Annotated in this window: 17 protein-coding genes and 2 pseudogenes; 10 read left to right on the top strand and 9 right to left on the bottom strand. The window is 32.2% G+C overall.

Annotated features, from left to right (window positions below):
* Positions 1-297: 297 nt before the first annotated feature.
* Positions 298-1254 (top strand): annotated as a pseudogene (locus LI951_RS04720) (IS30 family transposase).
* Positions 1255-1275: 21 nt separating this feature from the next.
* Here the strand turns inward: LI951_RS04720 and LI951_RS04715 are convergent.
* Genes LI951_RS04715 through LI951_RS04700 form a run of 4 tightly spaced genes read right to left on the bottom strand, consistent with a single transcriptional unit; the run spans position 1276 to position 4944 of the window.
* Positions 1276-1866: a response regulator gene (locus LI951_RS04715; protein ID WP_202069409.1), complete on the bottom strand. Its 591-nt coding sequence runs from the start codon at positions 1864-1866 to the stop codon at positions 1276-1278.
* Positions 1863-3887, bottom strand: coding sequence for a sensor histidine kinase (locus LI951_RS04710; RefSeq protein ID WP_229441427.1), 2025 nt, complete (start codon positions 3885-3887; stop codon positions 1863-1865). The genes LI951_RS04715 and LI951_RS04710 overlap by 4 nt, the downstream gene beginning before the upstream one ends.
* Positions 3884-4780, bottom strand: coding sequence for a class 1 isoprenoid biosynthesis enzyme (locus LI951_RS04705; RefSeq protein ID WP_229441426.1), 897 nt, complete (start codon positions 4778-4780; stop codon positions 3884-3886). The genes LI951_RS04710 and LI951_RS04705 overlap by 4 nt, the downstream gene beginning before the upstream one ends.
* Positions 4780-4944: a hypothetical protein gene (locus LI951_RS04700; protein WP_202069412.1), complete on the bottom strand. Its 165-nt coding sequence runs from the start codon at positions 4942-4944 to the stop codon at positions 4780-4782. The genes LI951_RS04705 and LI951_RS04700 overlap by 1 nt, the downstream gene beginning before the upstream one ends.
* A 325-nt stretch (positions 4945-5269) precedes the next feature.
* Between LI951_RS04700 and LI951_RS04695 the strand changes: the two are divergent.
* The 4 genes and pseudogenes from LI951_RS04695 to LI951_RS04680 all read left to right on the top strand — a co-directional run bounded on the left by LI951_RS04695 (position 5270) and on the right by LI951_RS04680 (position 11541).
* Positions 5270-6146 (top strand): annotated as a pseudogene (locus LI951_RS04695) (IS982 family transposase).
* Between the two features lie 853 nt (positions 6147-6999).
* Positions 7000-7242: an antirestriction protein ArdA gene (locus LI951_RS04690; protein ID WP_202069424.1), complete on the top strand. Its 243-nt coding sequence runs from the start codon at positions 7000-7002 to the stop codon at positions 7240-7242.
* A gap of 116 nt (positions 7243-7358) precedes the next feature.
* On the top strand, positions 7359-7748 hold the full coding sequence (locus LI951_RS04685; RefSeq protein ID WP_229441425.1) for a hypothetical protein: 390 nt from the start codon (positions 7359-7361) through the stop codon (positions 7746-7748).
* 151 nt (positions 7749-7899) lie between these two features.
* Positions 7900-11541, top strand: a complete 3642-nt coding sequence (locus LI951_RS04680; RefSeq protein ID WP_229441424.1) for a hypothetical protein — start codon at positions 7900-7902, stop codon at positions 11539-11541.
* Positions 11542-11923: 382 nt separating this feature from the next.
* Here LI951_RS04680 and LI951_RS04675 read toward each other — a convergent pair whose 3' ends face one another.
* On the bottom strand, positions 11924-13033 hold the full coding sequence (locus LI951_RS04675; RefSeq protein WP_202068288.1) for a hypothetical protein: 1110 nt from the start codon (positions 13031-13033) through the stop codon (positions 11924-11926).
* Entirely contained in the window at positions 13023-13715 is a 693-nt protein-coding gene (locus tag LI951_RS04670; protein ID WP_202068286.1) for an ATP-binding cassette domain-containing protein, read from the bottom strand. The genes LI951_RS04675 and LI951_RS04670 overlap by 11 nt, the downstream gene beginning before the upstream one ends.
* A 68-nt stretch (positions 13716-13783) precedes the next feature.
* Between LI951_RS04670 and LI951_RS04665 the strand changes: the two genes are divergently transcribed.
* The 3 genes from LI951_RS04665 to LI951_RS04655 all read left to right on the top strand — a co-directional run bounded on the left by LI951_RS04665 (position 13784) and on the right by LI951_RS04655 (position 15816).
* Positions 13784-14203: a hypothetical protein gene (locus tag LI951_RS04665; protein WP_202068284.1), complete on the top strand. Its 420-nt coding sequence runs from the start codon at positions 13784-13786 to the stop codon at positions 14201-14203.
* Positions 14204-14853: 650 nt separating this feature from the next.
* A complete protein-coding gene (locus tag LI951_RS04660) occupies positions 14854-15012 on the top strand; it encodes a hypothetical protein (RefSeq protein ID WP_202068280.1) in 159 nt (52 codons plus the stop codon).
* Between the two features lie 207 nt (positions 15013-15219).
* Positions 15220-15816: a DUF6037 family protein gene (locus LI951_RS04655; RefSeq protein ID WP_324254778.1), complete on the top strand. Its 597-nt coding sequence runs from the start codon at positions 15220-15222 to the stop codon at positions 15814-15816.
* Between the two features lie 58 nt (positions 15817-15874).
* Here LI951_RS04655 and LI951_RS04650 read toward each other — a convergent pair whose 3' ends face one another.
* Entirely contained in the window at positions 15875-16279 is a 405-nt protein-coding gene (locus LI951_RS04650) for a hypothetical protein (RefSeq protein WP_202068276.1), read from the bottom strand.
* Positions 16280-16466: 187 nt separating this feature from the next.
* Here LI951_RS04650 and LI951_RS04645 point away from each other — a divergent pair, with 187 nt between their 5' ends.
* The gene (locus tag LI951_RS04645; RefSeq protein WP_229441423.1) at positions 16467-17312 is read left to right on the top strand and encodes a hypothetical protein; all 846 of its coding nucleotides are present in this window, start codon (positions 16467-16469) and stop codon (positions 17310-17312) included.
* Positions 17313-17438: 126 nt separating this feature from the next.
* Here LI951_RS04645 and guaA read toward each other — a convergent pair whose 3' ends face one another.
* A complete protein-coding gene (guaA, locus tag LI951_RS04640) occupies positions 17439-18995 on the bottom strand; it encodes a glutamine-hydrolyzing GMP synthase (RefSeq protein WP_229441422.1) in 1557 nt (518 codons plus the stop codon).
* A gap of 201 nt (positions 18996-19196) precedes the next feature.
* Positions 19197-20120 (bottom strand): type I pantothenate kinase, encoded by a 924-nt coding sequence (gene coaA, locus LI951_RS04635; RefSeq protein ID WP_202068247.1) that lies wholly within the window; start codon positions 20118-20120, stop codon positions 19197-19199.
* Between the two features lie 278 nt (positions 20121-20398).
* Between coaA and LI951_RS04630 the strand changes: the two genes are divergently transcribed.
* On the top strand, positions 20399-20977 hold the full coding sequence (locus LI951_RS04630; RefSeq protein ID WP_229441421.1) for a GDSL-type esterase/lipase family protein: 579 nt from the start codon (positions 20399-20401) through the stop codon (positions 20975-20977).
* The last annotated feature ends 10 nt before the right edge of the window (positions 20978-20987 follow it).

The following is a 20987-nucleotide window of genomic DNA, read 5'->3' as shown; positions in this document are numbered from 1 at the left end:
TATATTAGTAAACCTTTTGAACAGTTAAGGTTTGTGTCATTGGACTCATTTCAAGTAAGATTACTATCAACTTTAATTTCATTTTAAATGTCATTCAGCATGATTTAAATAGGTATTCTGTGCAAAGTCACTATTAATTATTAGAATATAAATAGTGACGGAAAAATGTGCCTAATTTACATTTTCCATCACTTTTTTTATGAAAGCCGATAGTAAAATTAAGCTAGACAACTAAATAAGTCATTTGTGCTACACTCAAAATAGTTCCGTCGAAAGAATTATAAGGAGTGAAGACAAATGACCTATACTCATCTTACTACAGACGAACTAGTTTTAATAGAATCTTATTTCAATACCCAGCAACCTGTTGCACAAGTTGCTAAACGCTTAGGACATGCTCGTCAAACCATCTATAAGGTGTATCATTTTCTAGCAGCTGGACATACTGCGCTCGAATACTACCAACAATACAAGGCGCACAAATCCCGTTGTGGTCGTCGGTCCATTGTTTTACCTGATGAACAAAAAGACTATATTCAGACAAAAGTAACTCAAGGGGACGCCAGATGTTCTGATTGGTCGTGGTGAGTTTCCGATTGACTGCTCGATTCGAACCCTCTATCGGATGTTTAGAAAAGGTCTCTTTGATTGTTCCTTCCTACCGTTGAAAGGAAAACGAAAGCCTAATGGTCAGAAGGAAAAACGTGGAAAACAAGCCTTTAGACGGACGATTGACGAAAGAGAACAGGAATAGCCTCATTTTTGTGAAGAATTTGGCCATTTAGAAGGCGATACGATTGTGGGTGCTCATCATAAAAGTGCTGTCATTACGCTAGTTGAACGCCAATCAAAAGCCATCGTCACACTCAAACCTAATGGACATAAAGCCAAAGATATCGAAACAACTTTGAACGAATAGTTTAGCACATTTCCTAAAAATCTCTTCAAATCAATTACGTTTGATTGTGGAAAAGAGTTTTCGAATTGGAAGAGTATTTCTAATAAGCAAGACATCAATATCTATTTTGCGGATCCAGGAACTCCTCTCAACGCGGCCTGAATGAGCACTCAAATGGGCTGCTTCGAAAGGATGGACTTCCTAAGCAAATGGATTTCAATGAAGTTGATGAGGCATTTGTCCAATCGGTTGCCTCAAAAAGGAATCATATTCCAAGGAAATCACTGAACTATCGAACCCCCATGGAAGTATTTTTGAGTTATATGGATGATGAGATGGTGTCTAGCTTAATTTGACAAATGAAAGAATTAAAAATTTTAGTTAATTATAGAGATAATGCCTAATTTTACTCCTTTGATTATGGCTTCTGAAGTTGAAGACACGTTAAATTTATCATGAATCGATTGAACATGTGTGTTTACTGTCCTTCTGCTAATTAGTAACTCCTTGGCTATTGTTGATTGTGTCCTCCCTTCACTCAAATAATTTAATATTTTTTTTTCCTTTTTAGTCAAAATTGATTCTTCTTGTTCAATAAAATTGGCGCCTTTTTCAACAATTTGATATAGATTACTCACTAACTCTTCGGGAGATATATTTTTACTGAAAAAGCCGCTAGCATTTAGTAATTCTGCTTGAAATCGATATTCCTCAAAATCAAAACCTGTCAAAAAAACTAGTGGAATAGTGGGGAATTGCTTTTTTATTTCTTTTCCAATAAGTAATCCATTATCTTTACCAAGATTTATATCCAACAAAATTAAATCAACCATATCTTTCAGTAGATAATCATTAATTAAGTGAGGCTTATCTAATGTAATGACATTCTCCACCACATCAAATTTTTCCATCACCAATTTTAAGCTTGAGGAAAATAATTGATGATCATCAATCAATAAAAGCTTCATATCTTCATTCCTCTCATTACTGGTATCTTAACTTCAATGTCTGTGCCAATTTCTTTCCCACTATAAATAACAAATTTTCCATTCTTGTAATCGACTTCTTGCTTGATTGAGAGTAACCCCAAATGATCATAATAAAATTCATTATCATTTAGTTGATTCCTGTTTATTCCCGTCCCATTATCAATTACGCGTAATATATTTTCGCTATCTCGCTGGGTTAACTCAACGTCTATTTTGTTTGCTTTCGAGTGTTTGTATGCATTTATTAATAGTTCTTTAAAAATTCGATAAAAAAATACTTTTTCTGTTTCAGTTAATAGCAAATTATTTTTAAAATGCCAGTCTATATCGATGCTTAATTGATAAATCATTTCTAAATTCTCAGCTACTTTTTTAAAGCTATTTTCTAATGGTAGCACACTCAAAAATGACGGATAAATCTGAGTCATGTGGTCCCTCATTGAGAGTGAAAGAGATTTTAGAGTTTGATCAATTAACTCAATTGTCTTTCGGTCGTTGGATTCAATTGATAAATTCAAATTTTTAACAGCTAAAATAGTTTGAAGAACATCATCATGTAAATAATTGGCTAATTTCTTTTTGTCTTCCTGTGCTAAATCGTGCTTTTTAATATACGCAGCACGCTCAAATTCTGAATAGTGTTGAGTAATTAGTATTTTTTCAAGTTTTAAACGTTGCTCCGTTGTATGCAAAAACAAGGTAATTTCTTCAGCAGATTTTGAAAGTTCATTCAATTCGTTTTTTGAGAAACGCTCACTTTTTTCTTTAGAAACCAAAATCAGACCTCTAACTTGATTCATTTTCAACATAGGAATTACTAACATTTGCTCGTTCTTGTAACTAACTAATTGTTTCTCTTCATCAGAAAACAGATGGTGATCATCAATAAATTTACGATCAATGTTTACCAAGTTCTTGTTCTTAAATAAAAAATATGGAGAGTTATCGTTTTCAGACCATACAAATGCCACACCAGAAAATTCATAAGCGCGTAATAATACCTCGCTAATAATTTTCGCTATTGACTCAAATTGTTCATTAGATAACAGTTGATACGATACATTTGTTTTTTGTTCATGAAATAAAGATATATCCTTTGCTAGCCTGTGTTCCCTTGTTTCAAATTTCCATTTAATAATATGATAAGTTAAATACACTAAAATTAAAGTGCAGTTGTTCAACCGTAACAAGTCAGTAAGTTTTTGGGAGACAATGATATATATTACAGTATCCATTACAACAAAAAAAGATAAGAAAATACCAATGTTAGAGAAGATGGTGTATACTAAATAATTTCTTGATGTTACCTCTAACTTTCTTAATAATACTAATACTGCGATAGGAAAAATTAATAAAAAGTATATAGTCCAGTAAAAATGATCAAAAATTTTTAAACCTAGAAGATTCAATGGAATTATATGAAATAACAGAAATGGACCAAAACCGCCAATAAAGCTTAATAGTAACAATCTTCCTGTCTTTCTGAATTTTAAATCTTTAAAGTTTTGATGATAAATAGTAGAACAAATAAGAAAACAGCAAATATAACATGAAAGAAAAGAGAGTGTATAATACTCAGTAATGGGAAGAAAAAAATAAATAAAAATATTATTTATGCTCATACAGATTTGTAGAAGAAAGAAAATTCGATATTTTGATAGATATTTTTGCTCAAATAGGCTAAGAAAGAAAAATATGATGAATAGTGGAAATATTGACATCAATATCGTGGAAACAACGAGTCCAATTTGTTCTTTGGCTAATAACAGCATCAGAATCCATGCAATAATATAAATACTAATTGAAAAATACAATAATGAAATATTTCCATTAGCAACAATACTGCCATATGTCGCTATCGCCTGCAATGCAAAAACAAAAAACAGCATAACTAAAATTTCATTAGAAATATCCATCATTTGACTGAAAAAAAAATTCATATAAAAGGTGTAGCATAATAAATTTAGTAGCACAGAAAAGCTAGTTATATATTGTGTCATATGTCCCTCCTTAACCTGAGATATTGGAACAAGGCATTTATTTCTTTATGTGAATTAGGAAAACAATTAAACAAGCTATCATATGCCTTTTGGTAATGTTTTCTTACTAAGAAATTAGAGTATTCTAAACTGCCAGACTCAATTATTAGTAGTCTGATTTCTTCATACAGATTATCATTTTTTTCAAAAAAATAGGCATTTATTTTATTGTTGTTTTCTTTGTTTTTATACTTTGTATAAGCCTCAATACCTTTTATAATTGGCAGAGTTGCCTTTCGATTAATTAAGTCATAGGAATCATCTTTCATTACATCTTTGATATCATTGCTTATTTGACTAGCTATAGCAAAATATTTTGAGAAAGTTTTGATTGATAATTCCTCTTCTTGAAAAGCCAATTGTTCCACAGCATTCACCAAATAAATTGATTTTTTTACACTTAAATTGAAGTAAGCCTCTTCATTTTGTCCGAAGCAAACGGTATTGCTCATATCAGAATACTGATGAAACAAACTTTCTTTTATATTGTTAATAAATGTTTTCTTTACATCTTCTCCTTTTATCTCGTGAGTTAGAGTAAAAAGTGTTTCAAAGATCATTGTTATTCCAAAATGAACTGGTTCATTCAGTCTATTAAAATTGAAATTATCCTTATCCATTAAATCATCAATTATATCGGAAGCTATCATAAATAGTTCTAAATTAGATGCAAGTACATGTTCTTGTTCTATGTTTCTTTGTTTTGAGGAAATCTGAGATAAAAATAGATACAGCTTACCCCAAAGAAATTCCGATTTCGCTTTTTCATTTAAACTACTAATCAAGTAGTCTGAATGACTATTGGAAATATCTAGCTCTTTTATGCTTCTCAATGTACCCTCAAGTACTTCCATCACGAATTCCAAACAATAGGGTTGTCATCAAGGATAAAACTTTTTTCAAGTCCATTGTATGCTTCTCTAGGTAATTGCTTTTTCAATTCCTCAAAAGAAATCTCGTCATTTTTTAAAGCCAAAATATACTCCCATACTTGCTTTTCTGATAATGCAGTATCCATTAATACGACTTCCTTTCTAGTTTACCCTCTAAATATCATTAATTTTTGATTTTAATCTAATAGATTATGTCTTATTTTATTATACTTTGAGTATAGATTTGTTACTAACGTAAATAAAGAAAATATATACTGCTCATTCAAGAATATACATGATAAATTTTATCTATTTATATCATGTACATTGATAAAATCTATATCTAATACCCTTAGTGCCAGTTAAAATAGTTTAAACATGCAAAAAAAGAAAGTTCTTGCTACACTAGCCTCAAATCGGCTAAGAAACGAGGTAAGAAAGCATGCAAGAACCTTCCAACTTCATTTTACTATAACTTTCGAAAATTTACTGCTTCGAGTATCACGGTTGTATGAAGAATATACTCCTGATACAGTCAAAAACCGAAAAAACAAACAGTTAGCGAAACAATCGGATGTCGTTATTCTAACTTGTTATCTTTTTGGCATTCTTCATTCATGTACAACGCTCATTGGCATTTATCGTTTAGCTTGCTCTATTTATGGAAATGATTTTCCTAGCAGAACTCATTTTATTCGAACCCGCAATAATCTTCAACCGACTCTCGCATTAATCAATCAAGCATTTATGAAAGGGAATTCAAGTGAAGTGGATGCAGTTGGGCTAGTATAGTCTCCCAATGCCTTTGTGTCAGCCAATTCGTAATAGAAGAGCCCATTCTGCTCAACCACTTGCCAATATTGGTTATAATGCAACGAAGAAACGCTGGTTTTACGGGCTAAAATTTCATGCGATTGTCAGTAGAAACGATCTGATTTTAAACTTTTTACTGAGTTCTGCTACGTTACATGATGCGAAAGTAGTAGAAGATTTAACAGAATCCTTTTTCATTCCAACTATTCTAGGTGATGCAGGGTATGTTGGAAAGGAACGAGCAAATCGTCTATCTAAACAAGGGATTACCTTGCTTGCGATTCCTAGAAAATCTATGAAAGAAGCGAATAAAATAGATTATTCTCCCTTCAAAAAACAAAGAAAAGCAATTGAAACCGTCTTTTCTTCTTTAGAAATCCTTGGAATAGAGGGGATTCACGCACATTGTATTCAACGTATTATGACAAGAGTACAACTAACGGTTCTGCTTTATAATCTTTTGTTGGCTGAAGCACATAAAGAAGATAGTGAAACATTAAAATTTTCAATTGGACTTGAGAAATTAAGTGCTTAATTAACCAGCACTGTGGGTATCTAATATAAAAATCTTGTTTTTGATATGGTGAATTTAATCCCCTCTAAAAATAACAGATATTAACTATATTTAAAATACGTACATTGTGCACTATACGTTTTGAATTATCATTTAACTAATAAAATAAGATAATTTAAATAAATGAACATTTTGAAAATAGAAAACTTTATTCAAAAGAATTGGACGATGTCAAAATTGAAAATTGTCTAGACAAAAGATTACCTAATATCAAATCTAACATGAATGATTCTTTGTAATAATCATAACGCTTTGAGTATGGTTAGGATAGTTGATATACTAATAAAAGGATAGAATATTTATGGTGACTATATAAATTAGTGTTTAATTAGAGGGGGACGTTAAAATGGGGAAAAAGATTTTTATAAAAAAATACATCCCAATGCATTCTCGGATTCAAAAGTTGTAAAAAAAGGTAAACTATCAAAAGACTATTTTTCTTATTTTCTTGAATCGCTAACAAGTCAAAGTAAAGAAAAAGAATTTGTAGACTATTGCTGGGAAATAATTGGAGTAACTATTTGCCCTAATTTATTGCCACAAACTGGTCCGACTGGTGGTGGAGACAGCAAGGTTGATTCAGAGATCTTCTCTGTTTCTGAAAGCTTTGCAGAATCATTGCTGAGCGGCTACGGAGATTTAGCTCATAGTGAAAGATGGGCGTTTGTATTAGTGCAAAAAAGATTGGAAACCAAGATTTAAGTCTGGTGTAAAGAAAATAGTTGGAACGAATACAGATCATGATCGGAACTATACAAATTTTTTTTTATCACCAACCAATTTGTATCCGATAAAAAATAGTTTAGGAGAATATATGGATTATCCTGATGAGGTTATTCGAGCGATTGCAGAGCATCAAGGCGAGAATCCAATCATTTATGAGTTGTATGAGGGCTTAACGGACGAGGAAAAACTAGGCTATTTGCTAGTTGACGAAGGGTTGATAATGGTTCCAGAACACTTGCGTAATTATGTTGACTATGAAGCTATTGGTCGAGATCATGTACTTAACAAGAATGGTGATTTTGCTGAAGAATATTTTATTGAGTTTTTATAAGAGATATAGGGCTGACTTAAGAGTCGGCTCTTTTTTATGTATTTCCCTGCTATTTTGTTCTCACTAAATGTCTTATAATATGATTAAGAGTATTAAAGAGTAAAGGTGGTGACAGAATGCTAAATTACAATGCTTATTTGAAAAAAAGCGACTCTATGGCTTTTGAAGAAGCGGTCGATATTTACAATTCGATTTTTAAAATGTTGGAATGCAAGGATGACTATTTACATGAATTATGGAAAGAAGTTATAGATTCTGCTTTAGTTTATGCGAATATGAGAATTAACTGGAATTACTTTTCTCACGAAGAAAAACATGAAAAAGATAATTTAAGAACTAGCTATCATAATACCTTTATGATTAATTTAAAGGCATTTCATAAGTTAGGCGAACAACTAGAATTAGACACTAATTGGATAGAAAAGCTCGGTTCATCAGAAGATAGAAAACGTTGGGGCGATTTTGCTGGATATCTCTTGTGTCTTGAAAATATTAGAGCGAGATAAAGTGTAAAAAGTAGATATAGCAACAACTCTGATGGTTAAGACAGTTTTAGATGAAATATAAAATGAAAAGATTTTTTGTTGATGATATATTAAATAGTATTAAAGTATCTAAAAAATATTGAGTAACTGGTTTGGAGGGAATGAAACAAAAATGAAAGATTATAGTAGCTTTTCTGAGAATATAGAAGTTGATATAGATGATGAAATGCTTGCGTCTCTTTTTGAAAAACTATCATCTAATCCTTTAGAGGAAATTAAAGCCGCAGACAATATTAAAATTCAAGGAATAGTCGAGGACATAAGTAAGTATGATAAAAGAGAATTGTTACAAAGACTTGCTGCACTGAGACTTTCATTTGAAAATAGAGATAAAGCTGTATTGTTAGATGCGATAACCACTGCAACTCTGAATTGGTTATCAGAGAATAATTGGAATTTTGAAGGTTTTTCAATGAGTTATGGTAAGTTCAAAAAAGTTATACAACAAATTAATCAATTAGACTCTAAAAGTGCTATCGATCCATTGGATAATCCGTACATAGATGATATTCAATTCTATGGGAATCATAAAGTAATGCCTGGTATAAATTTAACAAGCTCGTATAATTTGAATATGGTAATTCGTTCCATATTTTTATCAAGCCGGATGGAACTATCTGAAGAAGAAAAAAGTTATATTTCTATTTTATTGGATGATAATCTTACCATATCTACTAATATTTGTGAAAAATGTCAGACTCCAAAAGAGTTGTCATCAATTACTAGAGAAATATTTATTCCTAATAAAATACAACTTGATAAATATATGGAGGAAATTTGTCTAGATAAAGCTCTTATTGGTGTAAGTGAAATATCAATAAAGAAAGAAGATGCTGATTTAGTAAAACAAAAACCGTTTTCTCAGAATCAACATCTTTTTTTAACACATCCTTATTTAGATACAGGAAAAGGAGTACTCATACTAGATGTCACATCTATTGCAAACGCATTATATACTAAAGTAATGAGCTTAATACCAGAAGAATATGTGTTTGAAGAAATTTGGAATGATGTCAGAAAGTCATTTAAAGCTCTGAAACATGAGAAAATTGCTGATGCTAGTTTTGATTTAGATTTATTGAATGAGAAAAGTTATAAGGAGAGGATTTTCAATGTTACAAATGATAAATTGCTTATAGCTTTTGGTGTTTTTAGTGGCGTAAATGAAAACGTAGATCATTCAGAAAAAATAACAAGTAGGTTAGAATCAATAGTAAAAAAATTAAATGAACATGATATTAAGAATGATCAATTATTTATAGTTATGGTGGTTCATACTTTAGGTGGGAGTCTATCTGCTTCGATAAAATCTAATAATCTATATAAAAATATTCCAGTTGCTCAATTTAGAGCGATGGAGCTTAAAGCAATCTCAAAAGTGGAAACAGATGATATATTTTTACCTAGATTTATGCGAGCTAAGATGCAATTGCTTGAACCGCAATTGATAGGAGCATTTGGGGAAGGAGATTTTATACCTGCCATCATGTTTTCCGAAAACAATTTATCATTTTATGTAAGTGATGATATAGATTACAAAAAAATGAGTATTCACATGGGGATAGAAGAAACCTCAGACTACTATTTAAAGGCTCAACAAAAATCTAAGGAACGATTGTTTTATTCTATGTTTGACGGAAATTGTTATACTGCTATAAAAGAAGAATTTAGTAATAGGTATTTATATAATAGTTCAGTAGAACAAGGTTTTGGATGTTTTATTGAAACAAAAAATAGAAAAGTTATTGAAATTGTTACTGAGAAATTCGATTCTGGTGAAGAAGTAGATATATTATTTAATAGTTTTGATTCGGTTTCATATTGGTTAGAGCAATACTATTCAATAAATGAACTTCCAGAAAATCATGTGATATATTTGCGCATAGAAGAAGATTTAGAAAAATATTATTTAGCGGATGAAGTTAATAATGAAGAACAAGAACCTGTAATAAATGTAAGAAAGACAGAAAATGTTATTATATGGAATATTACTTCACAAATTTATCAAAAAATGGGAATGGCAAAAACAAGTAGCTATGAACGAAAGCTCATTAGTGAACTCATTGATACTCTCGAAACTTCTGATTTGGATGTTTTAGATCGAATATTTTATCCTGAATATAAGAAAAAAATGACTGGGTTGCTTCTTGATGATAATGGAAAACTTAGAGTTCCTACTCATGGATTTCAACTTTTAAAAATTAGTGAGTACGAGACGAATCAGTTGTTGGATGAATTGGGAGAATACTTGAAGGAACAAGGCTATTCTTATGGTGCGATTCCTAAAAAGGACAATCCACAATTTTGTAATAAAATAGTTGGTTTTTTGTATTCTATTTTAGAAAAAGAAGCAAATATATTCAATAAAAATCAATTGTTAAAATTTTTGATAGCTCAAATTGAAACACTTCTTCCTGTACAATTAAGAGGAGAATCCTCCTACAATAACGATATAGCTCTTTCAGTTCAAGAAAAAGATCGTTTTTTTGAGCAATTAAATGAAAATAATAGAAATTCAATAGCAACAAAATTTTTGTTAGAATATGTAGTTGCATCACCAATTACTGGAAAGAAAAATATAGGAATGTGGGAGATTGAGCGACTTTTAGCAATATGCTCATTAATAATCGAATGGGCACATCGGAGCGACTATTTTAAATATAACTTTGTAGATACAACAATAAATTTTCTACAATCAAATAGGATCGGTATTAAGAAGAAAGACTTTAAAAATGTAAATTCAGCAATGTTAGCTTCTAGAAATCTTCAGTTGGAAAACTCTAATCTATCTATTTCGGAGAACAGAAGATATGTTGAAAGAGTGGAGCAGCTTTTTGAGTCTAAGCTAGATGGTGCATTTATTGAAGCATTTGGATATTCTTATGAAGAGTTCAATTTGGTGATAGGAGGTTTAATAGATACACATAATAATCTAGAGAAAATAGTATGGATTGAAGAGGAAGATGAGTTAGTTCACAAAATATTTAACGATTTAGACAAAAAAATTAGTGAGATTAAAATAGTGTCAGTATTAGATTCTATTACTCTTTTAGAAAGAGAAAAATATTTAACTCCACCAAAAGGATTTGAAAAACTGGATATTTTTCCTTGGAGATTTAATCGACGACTATCATTTATTAGGCGACCTTTGATAAAATATAGTAATAGGTATATATTCGGGGTTAGGAATGTCATATATGCTCAAAAATATTTAATGCGGCTAATTTGGGGCGGGCGTTTAAAAACCAATAGTCAAAAAATGAAAGATGTTATGTCTAAGTTACGAAATATACTAGGAGATGAATTTAATGATCAAGTAAAAAATATACTCGGAACTTACTCTGATTTACAAGTAATAAAAGGTGTATCTAAGATTGGGAAGCAACGTATTTCTGATGAAAAGAACAATACTTTGGGTGATATAGATGTTCTTGCTATTAATCAAAATCATAAAAAACTATTTGTTATTGAAACAAAAGACTTCAGTTTTTCAAGAAATCCATATGAACTAGCAATGGAACAAGAAAAAGTTTTTACAGGAGATAAGGCATTCTTAACTAAGCATTTAAAAAGAAGCGACTGGATTCGTAAAAATTTAGGATGTGTGATTGATAGCTATGGATTAGAAGCTGGGGATTGGAAAGTTGTTACTATATTTGTTGTTTCCGAGCAATTGATGACAAAAGATTTGCTAGATACCAAAGGAGTCAAATTCATTTCATTAAAAGAATTAAATTGTAACTTGTTTAAATAAATACTGATTTTGGTTCATATATTTTTTAGTATTTTAGCTTTAAAAGTTTCAAACACTTTCAAAATGACTGTTTTGAAATGAAGTCAAGAAAAATAAGAACAAAAAAATTCCCTGCCAAGTATTATCTTAGCAGGGTTTTATTTTGGTAGGGAAAATGGTAGGGAACCATATCATTTTTAATGAAAATCAAGCATTTCATAAGTTGAAAAACGTTGATTTATCGGCATTCCCCATCCTTATTATGTTGGCTCTTTATTCCCACTCAAAAATAAACAAGTTTCGCATAGTAGGAAATAGCTGATTTAACAGCATTTCAAACAGTTTGAAGCATTTTAAAGTGAGTACGTTTTTCTAGGACTGTTATCAAAGTGTTATCACAGATTTAAAGTTTTTTTCGTTTGTTAACTATGAGTGAGATTATCGTTAATAATAATAGACTGGCGATAGAAAAATAGAGAACGGCATTACTCCATAATATATGTTCTGATTGCCAACGATTACTTTCTAGTAGTACATCTTGAATATTAAAATACCCGACTGGCAAGTATTGAATTATACTGTCTGGAATAGCAGACCCTAACATATTGTAGTCTGAAAAGGCTAACAAGACACCAAAAATGAGAATGATAAAGATAAAATTTGTTGAAAATAGATTAACTAAGTATATTGTTAATGAGATAAAGAAGGTTAGCAATAACATTAAGATAAAGAATTTCATTAAAAATTCTATTGCTGGCATATGGGTATAAATATTTTGAAAGCTAGTATAAAAAATAGGATATTCTAGATTTCCTAACGTATTAATTGTAGTTACCACACCTATTGATATTGCTAAAGATACTATTAGCGAAACAATTACGTAACTTGAATTTGCGAAAATAGAGTTGAAACTAACTTTCCAAACTTTTATGGGTAGGATATTCAGTATATCAATAGAACCTTTCTTTTTATTGCTTGTATAGATATATGCAAAGATTATCACAATAAAAATTAGGAATATTGTTGATGGAATAATTTCTATTAATCTCAAAAATCGATTAACAGCTGGGATAGTCGATTGGAAACTATCAATTCTGGTAATATTTTGAGTCTGAAAAGTTTCTAGCTGATATATCCGTTTTGTTTGTTCACCGATATCAAGACCGGATAGCGTTCCACTCAAAATGCGATCTTTCATCAATTGTTCATATTCTAATTCGGATTCTATTAATAAAGAATACGAGTTCTTATCGTAGGCATTCAGAATATTTTCTAAAGCTTTGTTACTTCTTAGTACAGCTTCATAAGTATGGTTTGCTTCGGGGATATCTTTCAAATCTAATGCTGAATTTTCCCCAGCAATCAACTGATTTTTCAATTCTTGATACATATGTTCCTTACTAAAAGAGTTGCTAGGAGAAATCATGGTAGGAAAGATAAATAATATGAAGAACCCGATAAGTACTATTAATAATCGAGGATTATTAAATAAACGCTTAAATTCAAATTTCATAAGAGCCTCCGTTGAATAGAGTATGGTATGTTTCTGAAATGTCTGAGTCAGCTGTTGAGATACATAGTTCTTTTTTTTCGTGGAGAAACACCACTTTATTACATATAGCTTCAATGTTAAACAGGTTATGAGAAGAAAAAAATATGATCTTTCCTTTTTTACTTTGCTCAATGAAAAAAGTATTTATGATAGAAATACTTGTAGGGTCTAGCCCGTTTAAAGGTTCATCTAAAAGAAGAATGTCACAATTACTAATCAAGTACATTGAAAGAATGACATGTTGCTTCATACCCAAGGAAAGTTCATTTATCTTTTTGTCTAAATAATTTTCTGTTTCGAATAATTTGACTGCTTCGTTCAAAGTGATGGGAGATTTCCAGTACTCTTTTATTAAGAGTAAATGATCTTTTACAGTTAAGTCATCAAATAAATTTGAGGTACTTTCTACATAGAAAATTTTTTTTAGAAACTGCTCTCTATTATCCAAAATAGAGTTTTTTTCTATTTCTATAGTTCCACTACGTAAAGGTTTAAGTCCTGCTATAGCCCTCAAAAGAGTAGTTTTTCCAGAACCATTAGGAGCAACAAAACCAACAATATCTCCAGCAAATAATTGAAGATTAAAGTTGTTAATAACAATTTTTTTTGAGTAATTTATCGATACATTATTTAGATTTATCATATTTTATCTTCTTTCTGTTTACATAATAAGTTTTATAATATAATATTATATACTAGGAAGTTAAAAAAATGAATAAGGAGTTGGTTTTTTTGAAGAAAATTTTAGCAATGAGTTTCATTTTGGTATCTTTATTTATAGGTAATTCAAGTGTTGAAGCTTCAGAAACTGAAGGTTTTGGTTCTGAACAAAAAGCTATTGAGTCTAGTGTAGTTGATAATCCATATCTAAATCAATATGATAAGGAGATGTTATCTCAAGGAGCGATTCTAAATAGAGCGAGAGCTATTAGCGTTAGAGTGGAGGACTTCTTTTTTCAGGACAATGCAATTTTTGGTGGATGGAGTCCACTATACGGGTTCACTTATAGAAGTTTGATTTGTAGAAATGGATATAGCTATAGTCATTGGTATGTATACAATTCATGGTGGACTTGGTCTGGTGGCGGAAAAGATGTGTATCAATTCAAAAAAGTATATAACGTTTGGTAATAAATTATCTCTTTAAGACTTCCTAAACAGAAAAGTGGCCTTTACTAATAAAGTAGGGTGACTTTTCTATTTTTATAGAATTTTATTGCTTTTTCTCAATATATTTCAAGTCTTGAACAAGTTTGTGGATTTCACTAATCTTTTCACTAGAAGGAAGAATACTCTCAATTTTTGGTGCATAAGTAATATAAGGTAATTTATCCTCATAAATGTCTTCTTGGTCTATATATCCCTTACTATAATCTTCCTCGAATTTCTTTTGATCCAATACCTTTGTTTCAGTAAAAATAGTTTCCAAGTATTTAAGAGAAGAGGCTAGAGTATTGAGTTCATCCCTCATTTGAGGGGGAGGTAGTACAGACGAAAGATTCGAATATACTTCATTTTCATCAAGTTCAAATACCCACTCTAATCTTTTTACACTATTTGACAGGGGAATGATTTCTTCAAATGACTCATTAGGATTTCCGTACGAATCGTGCAAGTCAGTAAAGAAGATAAAAAGCTTGCATATGAACTATTGATAAATAAAAACTATTATTATCAGTATGATTATGTAATTATTTCTAATATGATCCATCATTTCTCTTTAAAGGAGGCTGATTTGATTATATTGAAATCATTCCCATTAAAAGATGAGATAAATAGAGATGAAAAAAACTAAAAAGTTTGCTTACAATGTAATGATAAACATCATTACAAAACGAATTTATGACAATAATTTAGATTATGCGGAAAAATATTTAGAATTAGCGAAAAAACAGGATGGCTTTTCTAACAACTATAGTTATAGGCTAGATATTGAATAGTTGACGAACTTATTAAAACTCGTTGTAACTGGCGAACCTGAATATTATAATAGTGTACTGAAATTTATAGAGATTTTTAAATTGATTGGCGATCATAAATATGCAGAACGATTGAACAAAGAATTGAAATCATTAACTTATGATAAGGGAAGTTTGAATGAAGGTTTTCCTGTAGGTTTGATAAAAGAGAGATAGAGAGGAGGAAATATTATTCAGTTATTAGAAATTAAGCCGTTACTATCTGACATGAGAAAAAATGGAGAAACACTTGATAAATTCCGATTTGTCTATAACAAAGTAACTTTTGAGGTTATTTTCTTTATTGATAGTACCCCGTTTGAATTATTGTTTGGAGTAATTGACGAAAACTATAGTTTTATTTTGGAGTTGAAACCTGGCTTTCAATTAGAATCACTTCCTGATGACGTATTTTACAAATTATGTGATATTTTGAAATTAAGACCAAGTAAGGAAGGATTAACTTCTTACAAATTTTTGCAATATTTTGCGAAAAAAATACCATCTAGTTATAGTGGAGCAAGAGTACAACCTCATGAAGTAGCCCAATATAAAAAAAGTGATGTGCCAGAAGCGGACAAAAAATATTTTTGTGGATGGAAAATATTTAGAAGTAGTAGTCCAAAGAATGCTAGAAATTTTGAGAAAACTAGAGAGCATTTAGGAGAATCAATTTATAAGTTTTGTAAAGAACATAGTATAAGTTCTTGTTGGACTAATCTTCCAGAAAAAAGAAAAGATTACTATTCTCCCCAAAGTTATTTAGCGAAAAAAGTGAATCACTAGTAATCGTTTTGTAGACCATTTGGTAGCACGGTAGTTTGTAGTTATTAATATAAAAAAGTTACTTAAATAAATCTTTTCTCAAAACATCTATCATTAAACTGAAGGATGTTTCATCTTTTTGTTCAATAAAGATCATCGTTTGTTTGATAACTTTGGGATTATTAGTAATGAGCTGTAATTTTGGAATAGACATCTTTAAGTCGTTCACTGCGTTCTTAATACGTTCTTGTTCTGAAAGTTCTGCTATATTGTATCTTGCTACACCTAAAGAAAATTTAGCTTCTTTTGGATAAAGTGCAATCTGAGCGAAAGTAATAATTGATTCATAAACCCTCTGTTTTTCTTCAAATATATATTTTTTTCTATCTTTGAAGGGGTCAAAAAATAAAGTTGATAAAATAAGGGTAAATATAGATGAACTCAAAATGCTAATTAATATAGTGAATATGCTAGTACTGTCCAAATTGAGTACCTCCTTTTTGAGTTTATAAAATATGTTTTAAAAGTACACGATTACATTATACCAGAATAGTGAACAATAAATTGTATAAATTCGGCAAGCTAATTATTCATAAGTACCCTCTGGAAAATCCTTTTATCATTATAGTATAATGGTATTTAATTTATATTTTTTAATGGGAGTTAAAATAATGGATGAGAGAACAAATAATGAAAAAATAGCAACGCAGGAAACTGTAAATATTAAGTTGAGTTTTTCAAAGGATACAAAAATAATCAATCAAAGATGGTATAAAAAAATGGATATTAGAAAATTTTTAAAATCAATTTTCTCACGATTACTTACAATTATTTTGACTTTAGTATTTGCAGTACCTGCTACATATCATATTCAAGAGTTGTTAAAAATAAACAAAGAAGAGATTACTTATAAAGTAGACTTTGATGCAAAACATATATCTGAGAATGAAATTGAACTTGAAAGAGGGTATGGAGAAGAGTATAAATATTCGTTTGGTACGACATTAAATTTAAATATTAGTTCTGGATCATTACAATATGCGTATTTAGTTTATACAAAACACGATAATGAAGAAATATCTAGGACAGATTTCCATAAACTAGATTTTGATCTTCAATCAAATTTGAATGCATGTTCTCTTCTGGATATAACGATTAGGGGAGTTAGTGACGAAAAGATATTAGCAAATGCTGAAATATCTACAGAGCTTTCCTATGGTTCAATGGAACAAAATAAAGTAAAAGATATCTATTTACTTACTATAGACAATCAAAATAATTCTAGTGTTGTATTATTTACTGTGCAAGGTACCCATGTTTCACAGCAGCTATCAGGAAATGGACATAGCATTTTAAGCACAATTAATCCAACTCCTTGTCAATCTCCTGTAAAATTTGAACAAATAAACTCTTTTGATTTCTTAGATGTGGAAGTTCCAAATAATATTTCAGAATCTTTTGTTAAAAATAAAAAACAGATAGTATCTATTTGTTCTGATTTTACATCTTTTAAGTAATTGATATTTAGTTTTGAGTATTATGAAGTCCGATAAGAATAATATAAACTGTTATCAAAGTGTTATCACAAGAAAAGAAAAAGCCCTGAGAATCCCTATAAATAAGGACTTTCAAGGCTTTTTGTCTCACTCCCACTCCACCGTTGCCGGCGGTTTGCTCGTAATATCATACACGATTCGGTTTACGTGGTCGACTTCGTTTACGATACGTACAGAGATCTTTTGCAGTACATCCCATGGAATACGGGCAAAGTCTGCGGTCATTCCATCGATTGAGGTTACTGCACGAATACCGACTGTGTAATCGTAGGTTCTTCCGTCACCCATTACACCGACGCTGCGGATGCCCGGCAGAACAGTAAAGTATTGCCAAATGTCTCGGTCTAAGCCGGCACTGGCGATTTCTTCACGAAGGATTGCATCCGATTCGCGAATAATTTCCAGTTTTTCTTCAGTAATTTCCCCCAGCACACGGATACCAAGTCCTGGTCCTGGGAATGGCTGCCGCCAAACGATATTGTCAGGCATTCCAAGCTCTGTTCCAAGTGCGCGTACTTCATCTTTAAATAATGTATTTAATGGTTCAATTAATTCAAATTGCATGTCTTCTGGCAGACCGCCCACATTGTGGTGGGATTTAATGGTTTGAGCTGTTTCAGTGCCGCTTTCAATCACATCTGTATAAAGTGTTCCTTGTGCAAGGAAGTCAATGCCTTTCAGTTTGGTTGCTTCATCATCAAAGACATAGACAAATTCGTTTCCGATAATTTTACGTTTTTCTTCCGGATCGGCAACGCCTGCCAGCTTATCCAGAAAGCGTTTCTGTGCGTTAACACGGATGATGTTTAAGCCGAATTTTCCTCCCAGCATATCCATGACCTGATCACCTTCGCCTTTACGAAGCAGTCCGTGATCTACAAAGATACAAGTTAGCTGATCACCGATTGCTTTTTGCAGAAGCACGCCGACAACGCTTGAATCCACGCCTCCGGAAAGTGCTAGCAATACTTTGCGGTTACCGACTTTTTCACGAACCTTTGCAATCTCCATTTCAATGAAGTTTTCCATTGACCAGTCGCCCGAACAGTGACATACATCAAATGCAAAGCGGCGAAGCAGATCATTTCCATATTCAGAATGACGGACTTCCGGGTGAAACTGTACACCGTAAAAATTCCGGCTTGTATCCTGAATGGAAGCAATTGGACAGTCTTTACTTGTGGCAACCAGTTCAAAACCAGTTGGCAGCTCAGTCACTAAATCGCCATGACTCATCCAAACCGTCTGTGGTGAAGGCAGGCCGTTAAATAATACAGCGTCTTTTGCAGTCACTTCTAATTCAGCTTTTCCGTACTCACGATTTTTTGCTGATTCAACTTTTCCGTCCAGACAATAAGTCATCAGCTGCATGCCGTAACAAATTCCTAAAACGGGAATGCCCAGTTCAAGAATTTCCGGATCAATGCGGAATGCATCCTCATCATACACACTGTTGGGACCGCCTGATAGAATAATTCCTTTTGGTGCAATTTCTTTAACCTCTGCAGCAGTTACACGATGGCTCAATAATTCTGAAAACACACCGAATTCACGGATTCGGCGGGTGATTAACTGATTATACTGGCTGCCATAGTCCAATACAATAATTTTTTCAACGTCTGTCATTTCGGCAACGTTTGTCACATTTATTACCCCTATCTATTAGAATTTTATATAAAGAGAAGTGATATAGAGGAAGCCGGCAATTCTGCTGCTAAACTGCCAGCGAAGAGCCTGCACCAGTAAATCAGGAAGTCTGAGGCCTATAGTTGCCGCAGTTGCTTCATTCTCTCTAAATGCAAAGTGTTGTTCATTGTTCTAGAAGAAAACTGGAGTGTTACATCCTCAGTATTTTCTCAAATAGATCTCATCAATGATATGCTTCTCTTTTTTATGGAGTATGATATCAGCTCTTCCTCTGGTAGGCAAGATGTATTCTTCAAGGTTTTTCAAGTTGACACTTTTCCAGACACCTCGAGCCATCTCAAAAGCATCTTTTCGATCGCCGATTGCATACTGATAGTAATAGTTGTTCGGATCTAGAAAAGCTGTATCCAGCAAGGCGCCAAAGCGTTCCAGATACCATTGCTCAATCAGTCTGGGTTCTGCATCCACAAAAACAGAAAAGTCAAAAAAGTCACTGACATAGATCTGTTGGTTCGCGGGAAGCTGCAAGGTATTGATTCCTTCCACAATCAAAATATCCGGCTGACAGATGATTTCATATTCCCCTTCGATAATATCATAAACACTGTGAGAATAGATAGGAACATGAATATCGTCTTCGCCATTTTTTATTTGATTTAGAAATGTAATTAGTTTTTCCATGTCATAGCTCTCAGGAAATCCTTTTCGATCCATGATTCCGCGTTCTTCCAATACCCTGTTTGGATAAAGAAAACCGTCAGTTGTAATCAGCTGAACATTTCGCCGCTTAAAAATACGTGTTAAAATCGTCTGCAGCAGCCGGGCAGTTGTGCTTTTTCCAACAGCGACACTTCCTGCAATTCCAATAATAAAAGGAGGCACAGGAACATATCTATGCAAAAATAATCCCTTACTCAGCGTCAGAGATTCAAATTCTTTCATGTGAAGGTGGATCAGATGGGTTAGAGGGACGTAAATATCTTCAACATCTTTTAATGAAATCTGATCATTAAACCCTTTAATGTTATCCAATTCTTCTTCAGTCAGCGGGGCTTCTCCATTTCGGTAGAATCCCTGCCATTCCTCGCGGGGAATACGATAGTAATTCATTTTTTCATCCATTAGATCCTCCAACGATAGTGACATGCTTTACTTTGCCTATTTTAACATAATTCTATAGCTGCTACACAGTAATTACGGAAAAGAAATGTTTGTTGGGCAAAAGTTTTTTCAAATGGTATGATTAAGGAACGGACAGGAAAAAGCAAAGAAATGAAAGAGCTTTTGAAAGCTACTTTTTCGCAATGCCTAAATAAGGAAATCAGCAAGAAAACCATCGAGTTTCAATCCTCGAAAACGATTGAAAAAAATCCGACAGATACAGAAGAGGTGGACATTTTATGGCAAAACTTGTATTGTTTGGTGACAGTATCACAGCTGGCTTCTTTGATGAACCCGCTTCGCCGATCTTGACTAATTTGGTGAAAGAAGGACTGGAGGCCCAGAAGATTACGGATATAGCAATTATTAACGCCGGGATTCCGGGAGATACGACAAGCGGCGGCTTGAAACGCATGGAAAAAGATGTGCTCAGTAAAGAGCCGGATATGGTTACTATTTTCTTCGGAGCAAATGATTGTTCTGATAGTCGTCCGATTGATGTACAGGAGTATGGCGAAAATTTGTCTCAGATGATCAACAGTATTGGAAAGGAAAAAGTGGTTTTATTTACACCGCCATTTGTTGATTCAGCAAGACAGCCGGACAGACAGGCTGAGGAAATTCGCCGGTTTGTGGCGAAAGCAAAGGAAATTGGTGAGCAGCAGGAAGTACCTGTAGTTGATATATACCATGCGATGACGGTTTATCCCGGAACAGATGAATTTTTACAACCGGATGGATTGCACTTTTCAGAGGTGGGCTATGAATTTCTGGCTGCTTTAATTGTTCGTGAAATAAAAGGAAAACGGGTAAAATAATTTAGAGAAA

The sequence above is a fragment of the Enterococcus sp. BWT-B8 genome, assembly GCF_020567625.1.
Classification (GTDB): domain Bacteria; phylum Bacillota; class Bacilli; order Lactobacillales; family Enterococcaceae; genus Enterococcus_L.
This window is presented reverse-complemented; position numbering and strand designations above follow the sequence as displayed.

Excerpts from the sequence above, each read along its gene's own strand:
- LI951_RS04705 (WP_229441426.1), bottom strand. The coding sequence starts at position 4,780 with ATGGAAGTACTTGAGGGTACATTGAGAAGCATAAAAGAGCTAGATATT.
- coaA (WP_202068247.1), bottom strand. The coding sequence starts at position 20,120 with ATGGATGAAAAAATGAATTACTATCGTATTCCCCGCGAGGAATGGCAG.
- LI951_RS04665 (WP_202068284.1), top strand. The coding sequence starts at position 13,784 with ATGAATAAGGAGTTGGTTTTTTTGAAGAAAATTTTAGCAATGAGTTTC.
- LI951_RS04670 (WP_202068286.1), bottom strand. The coding sequence starts at position 13,715 with ATGATAAATCTAAATAATGTATCGATAAATTACTCAAAAAAAATTGTT.
- LI951_RS04645 (WP_229441423.1), top strand. The coding sequence starts at position 16,467 with ATGGATGAGAGAACAAATAATGAAAAAATAGCAACGCAGGAAACTGTA.
- LI951_RS04715 (WP_202069409.1), bottom strand. The coding sequence starts at position 1,866 with ATGAAGCTTTTATTGATTGATGATCATCAATTATTTTCCTCAAGCTTA.
- LI951_RS04630 (WP_229441421.1), top strand. The coding sequence starts at position 20,399 with ATGGCAAAACTTGTATTGTTTGGTGACAGTATCACAGCTGGCTTCTTT.
- LI951_RS04680 (WP_229441424.1), top strand. The coding sequence starts at position 7,900 with ATGAAAGATTATAGTAGCTTTTCTGAGAATATAGAAGTTGATATAGAT.
- LI951_RS04660 (WP_202068280.1), top strand. The coding sequence starts at position 14,854 with ATGAAAAAAACTAAAAAGTTTGCTTACAATGTAATGATAAACATCATT.
- LI951_RS04685 (WP_229441425.1), top strand. The coding sequence starts at position 7,359 with ATGCTAAATTACAATGCTTATTTGAAAAAAAGCGACTCTATGGCTTTT.
- LI951_RS04675 (WP_202068288.1), bottom strand. The coding sequence starts at position 13,033 with ATGAAATTTGAATTTAAGCGTTTATTTAATAATCCTCGATTATTAATA.
- LI951_RS04690 (WP_202069424.1), top strand. The coding sequence starts at position 7,000 with ATGGATTATCCTGATGAGGTTATTCGAGCGATTGCAGAGCATCAAGGC.
- LI951_RS04700 (WP_202069412.1), bottom strand. The coding sequence starts at position 4,944 with ATGGATACTGCATTATCAGAAAAGCAAGTATGGGAGTATATTTTGGCT.
- LI951_RS04710 (WP_229441427.1), bottom strand. The coding sequence starts at position 3,887 with ATGACACAATATATAACTAGCTTTTCTGTGCTACTAAATTTATTATGC.